This is a genomic window from Acidobacteriota bacterium, from assembly GCA_040752915.1.
Lineage (GTDB): Bacteria > Acidobacteriota > UBA4820 > UBA4820 > DSQY01 > JBFLVU01.
On the sequence record JBFMHB010000122.1, the window covers coordinates 1 to 4,252 of the forward strand.

Here is a 4,252-nt window from a genome sequence, read left to right on the forward strand (position 1 = left end):
GGCCCGGCCCAGGGTCCGGTAGATGGCCCGGGCGCCCACCGAGAAGTCGGGGCGCACTTCGTACTGGAAGCCGAGGATCGTTTCGTTGTTGTAGGAGCCCTTCAGGCTGCCGCCGTTGGGGCCGCCCGTAATCTGGGTCGGGTACAAGCCGTAGGACCAGGCGATGCTCACAGGGGTCGTGAGGGCCGGGTCGCGGAAGTACTCGAAGAAGAAGTACTCGTCCGTCAGGGCGCGGATGGCCATGTCGTTGGGGATGCGCTCGTAATACTGGCCCCAGAAGCCGTAGAGCTTGCTCTTGCTGTTGTGGAACACGTCCCACGTGAAGCCGATGCGGGGGGCCCACATGTCGTTGATGTTGACCTTGCGCGCCTTGCCGTCGGAGAACTGGCCGCGAACGCCGCCTGCCGGGGCGAGGACGGCGGGCACGTTGATGGAGTTGTCGCCGCCCTTCATGTGGATCTGGTCGAGGCGGACGCCCACCTTCAGCATGAAGTAGTCGGTGATGTTCCAGTTGTTCTGGGCCCAGTAGGCGTAGTATTTCTGCTTGGTCTCCTTGGCCTGGTTGTTCATGAAGGTCTGGGCGCGATACCGGAAGGGTGCGCTGGACCCCGGAACATAATGCCAGCGGACGATGGCGCCGCTGTTGGAGGTGCGGCCGAGCCAGGGGTTGTTGATGTAGAGGCCCGTGGAGGGGTCGTACAGCAGGGTGTGGGCGCTCGTCACGCCGGGGCCCGTGTAGTTGAAGTCGTAGTCGTACTGGATGTCGTAGTACTGGAAGCCGTAGGACAGCTCGTGGCGGCCGTGGAAGTTGAAGAGGTGGGTCGCCTTGAAGCGGAGTTGGTCGTTGATGTCCGTAGTGTATTGATAGGTCATCCCGCCGTACGAGGGAGAGTAGGCCGCAAGGTCGATGCGAGATGTGGCGGGATGATAGGAGTTCGGCAGCACAGTAGGATCGGGGATTGCCTGATAGCCCACATAGGTGCCCGACCCGTACCGGTAGTAATAGCCCCAGCTGTCCATGGCCTGGGCGTTCGTAGCTACGGTCTGGTCCTTCGTGTGGCGTCGGGCGATGACCATTTCCGTGAAGAACTTGGGCGTCCAGGTGGCGTTCCACTGCAGGCTCAGGGCGTAGTTGTCCGTCTTGTCCTCCGTGGGCGAGGCCACGGGGGATAGATTGCCCAAGTTACGAAAGCGGTTCACCGTGTCGTTGTTGCCGAACCAGGAGAAGCCCAGCTTGTGGTTGGGGCTCACGTTCCAAGTCAGCTTCAGGGCGTACTGGGGGTCCTTGTCCGTGTTCTCGTACCCCGTGGCGGCGGCCCAGGAGTAGGAGGGGCGGCCGTTCAGGTACACGTTGTCGTCGCCGCCGTTGGCGGTGAAGGACTGCTCGGTCTTGTTGTAGTCGTAGGCCACGAAGAACCAGAGCTTGTCCTTGATGAAGTAGCCGCCCAGGCTGCCGCCGATGTCGTACTGCTTGAAGGCCTTGCGGAAGTTGACGATGGTGGGGTTGACGAGCCGGCGCTCGGTGGCGCCCATGCCGTCGTCGAAGTAGTACGCGAAGAGCGAGCCGTGGAACTCGTTGCCTCCGCTCTTGGTGATGGAGTTGATGTTGCCGCCCATGAGGGCGCCGAACTCGGCGTCGAGACCGCCCGTCTTCACCTCGGTGGCCTCGATGAAATCGAAGTTCAGCGCGGTCAGGTTGAGGGCGTCGCCCGAACCGGTCACGTCCACGCCGTTGACCGTGTAGGAGTTCTCGGGGCCCGACGCGCCGCCGATGGAGGGCGTGTCGGCCAGACCCGAGGACACGGCGCCGGGGGCCAGGAAGGCGATGCCGGCGGAATTACGGGCCAGCGGGATGGAGCTGATCATGGTGTCGGAGATGTTGGCGCCGACTTCGGTCCGCTTGGTGTCGATCACCGGGGCCGCGGCCGTGACCACGATCTCCGTCTTGCCCTGGCTCAGGGTGAAGGGCAGGCTGATGGTCGTGCCCAGGGGGATCTCGATGCCCTTGCGCACCACCGTGTTGTAGCCGGGGGCCTCCACCTTCACCTGATAGTCCTTGCCCACGGGCAGGAACGGGATGACGTACTGGCCGTTCGTGTCCGAGGCCGTTCCCATGAAGCCCTGCAGGTTGGGACCGCTCACCTGAATGGTGGCCCCGATCACCGGCTGCCCGGCTTCGTCCGTCACCTTGCCCTGCATGCCGCCGCCCTGCTGGGCCATCAAGCCGATGGCCAGAACGAGCGCCGCCGCCGCAAGGCAGATGATCCGCACCTTCCGATTCCTCATGCTCTCACCTCCTGTTCCTCCAAGGGTCCTACCGTTTCCCGGTTGCCCAGTCCTCGCGGGCCGCGGAAAAGACACCGCGCCCCTCCAGGTGAGGCTAAGACCCGCTTTCCGGCACCGGCAATCCCATAGGGGCGGGATGGACAGGGGGAGGGACGAAGCGTCACCAGACCGGGACGGTTTGGCCGGGAGAGGAGGACCCGATTCCGGCCTCCCTCCCCCATTGGAAAGCCGGCGCGGGGGGACGGATGGCGCCGCCCTGGTCGCTGCCTCCTTCCGGTTGGGTGAACCCCCGGACCGGGCCGTCCGTCCCTCCTGGATTGCCCCGGACAGCGGGATGCCCCAGACTGCGTTGGGCGGGGCGAGAGGCGCCAGCCGGAGGGAGTGTCCAATGCGGACCTTGGGATTGGTGGGCGGAACGGGCTGGGTCTCCACAATCGAGTACTACCGGCTCATCAACGAGGACGTGAACCGCAGGCTCGGCGGACTCGAAGCCGCGAAGATCCTCCTCCACTCCTTCAACTACGGGGACATCAACCGGCTGAACGCGACGGAGGACCATCGGGGCGTGTTGGCCCTCGTGGAGGAGGCGGCCCTGGGACTGGAGAGGTCCGGTGCGGAGTGCCTGGTCCTGTGCGCCAACACCCTTCACCTGTACGCGGACGAGTTGCAGACCAAGCTGTCCCGCCCCATTCTCCACATCGCCGCGGCCACGGCGGAGTCCATCCGCGGCCGGGGGCTGGCCCGCGTCGGCCTCTTGGGAACCCGGTTTACCATGGAGAAGGACTTCTACACCCGGCGGCTCGGCGAGGCGGGACTCCAGGTTCTGGTCCCCGGAGAGGCTGACCGGGCCTTCATCCACGGCGCCATCTACGGCGAACTCCTCAAGGGCAGGTTCCTTCCCGAGACCCGGGCCCGCATGCTGGACGTCATCGAGGGGCTGCGCGAGCGCGGCGCGGAAGGGGTCGTCCTGGGATGCACCGAGATCCCCCTCCTCGTCCGGCCGGAGCACGTGGACCTGCCCCTCTTCGACACCCTGGCCATCCACGCGCGCGCCGCCGCGGACTTCGCGCTCTCTGGAGACGGCGGCTGAACCGGTTCCGGCCGATCCGGCTTTGGAGGTCCCGCCCGGGTGGTGCGTCTGGGGGCCAAGATCCGGGCTCGCCGACGGGCCGTCAGAGCCTGCGCAGGAGGACGGCCGTGCGGTCGTCGGCGAAGGGCTCCCCTTGGGCGAAGGTCTCCAGGTCCTTCTCCAATACGGCCGCGAGCGCATGCAGGTCCAGGAGGCGGTGGTCCCTCACGACGGCCTCCAGCCGGTCCGATTCATAGAGGTCGTGATCGGGGTTCATGGCCTCCGTGATCCCGTCGGTGTACAGGAGCAGGGTGTCTCCCTGGCGAAGAATGGTCTCTCCCTGGTCGTACTCCGCGTCGGGGAGGATCCCCAGAGGAAAGCCCCGGCCGTCGAGCCACTCCGTCCCCCCCGACTCCCTCACAAGGAGCGCCGGGGGGTGCCCCGCTCCGGAATAGGCGAGTCGCCCCGACCCGACGTCCAGGACGGCCAGAAACGCCGTGGCGAACTTCTCCGGAGGCGTCCTGCGGTGGAGGAGGCCGCCGACCCGAGCGAAGATCTGTGCCGGTTCGCGGCCGGCCTCGATGGGCGCCGCGAGGAGGGCCTCGAGGGAGGCCGTCAGGAGGGCCGCGGCGATGCCCTTGCCCGACACGTCCGCCACCATGAGCACGACCTCTCGGCCCTCGGACCGGGTCAGGACCTGGTAGAAGTCGCCGGAAACGTGGCGAGAGGGGAGGTTCCGGCCGAGGAACGCGTAGCCCTCCACCTCGGGGAGGCGGGTGGGCAGCAGGTTCAGTTGGATCCTCCGGGCGAGGGAGATCTCGTCCTCGAGGCGTCGGCGCTCGGCGGACTCCCGGGCCAGTTGGATGTTCCGGATCCGCAGGGAGGCCGCTGAGGCCA

3 protein-coding genes are annotated in these 4,252 nt (G+C 66.5%); 1 reads left to right on the top strand and 2 read right to left on the bottom strand.

Translation table 11 applies throughout. The annotated features are described in order from the left end of the window. On the bottom strand, positions 1–2,286 hold a 2,286-nt coding region (locus AB1824_13210), incomplete at its 3' end, for a TonB-dependent receptor (protein ID MEW5765919.1). Between the two features lie 388 nt (positions 2,287–2,674). Here AB1824_13210 and AB1824_13215 point away from each other — a divergent pair. After that, positions 2,675–3,376 carry an aspartate/glutamate racemase family protein gene (locus AB1824_13215; protein ID MEW5765920.1) on the top strand — a complete coding sequence of 234 codons (702 nt, stop codon included), beginning with the start codon at positions 2,675–2,677 and terminating at the stop codon, positions 3,374–3,376. 82 nt (positions 3,377–3,458) lie between these two features. Here the strand turns inward: AB1824_13215 and AB1824_13220 are convergent. Continuing rightward, a partial coding sequence (locus AB1824_13220; GenBank protein MEW5765921.1) for a PP2C family protein-serine/threonine phosphatase occupies positions 3,459–4,252 on the bottom strand: 794 nt, incomplete at its 5' end.

What these genes read in the sequence shown, in the direction of transcription:
- AB1824_13215 (MEW5765920.1), top strand. Translation starts at nt 2,675, where the DNA reads ATGCGGACCTTGGGATTGGTGGGCGGAACGGGCTGGGTCTCCACAATC.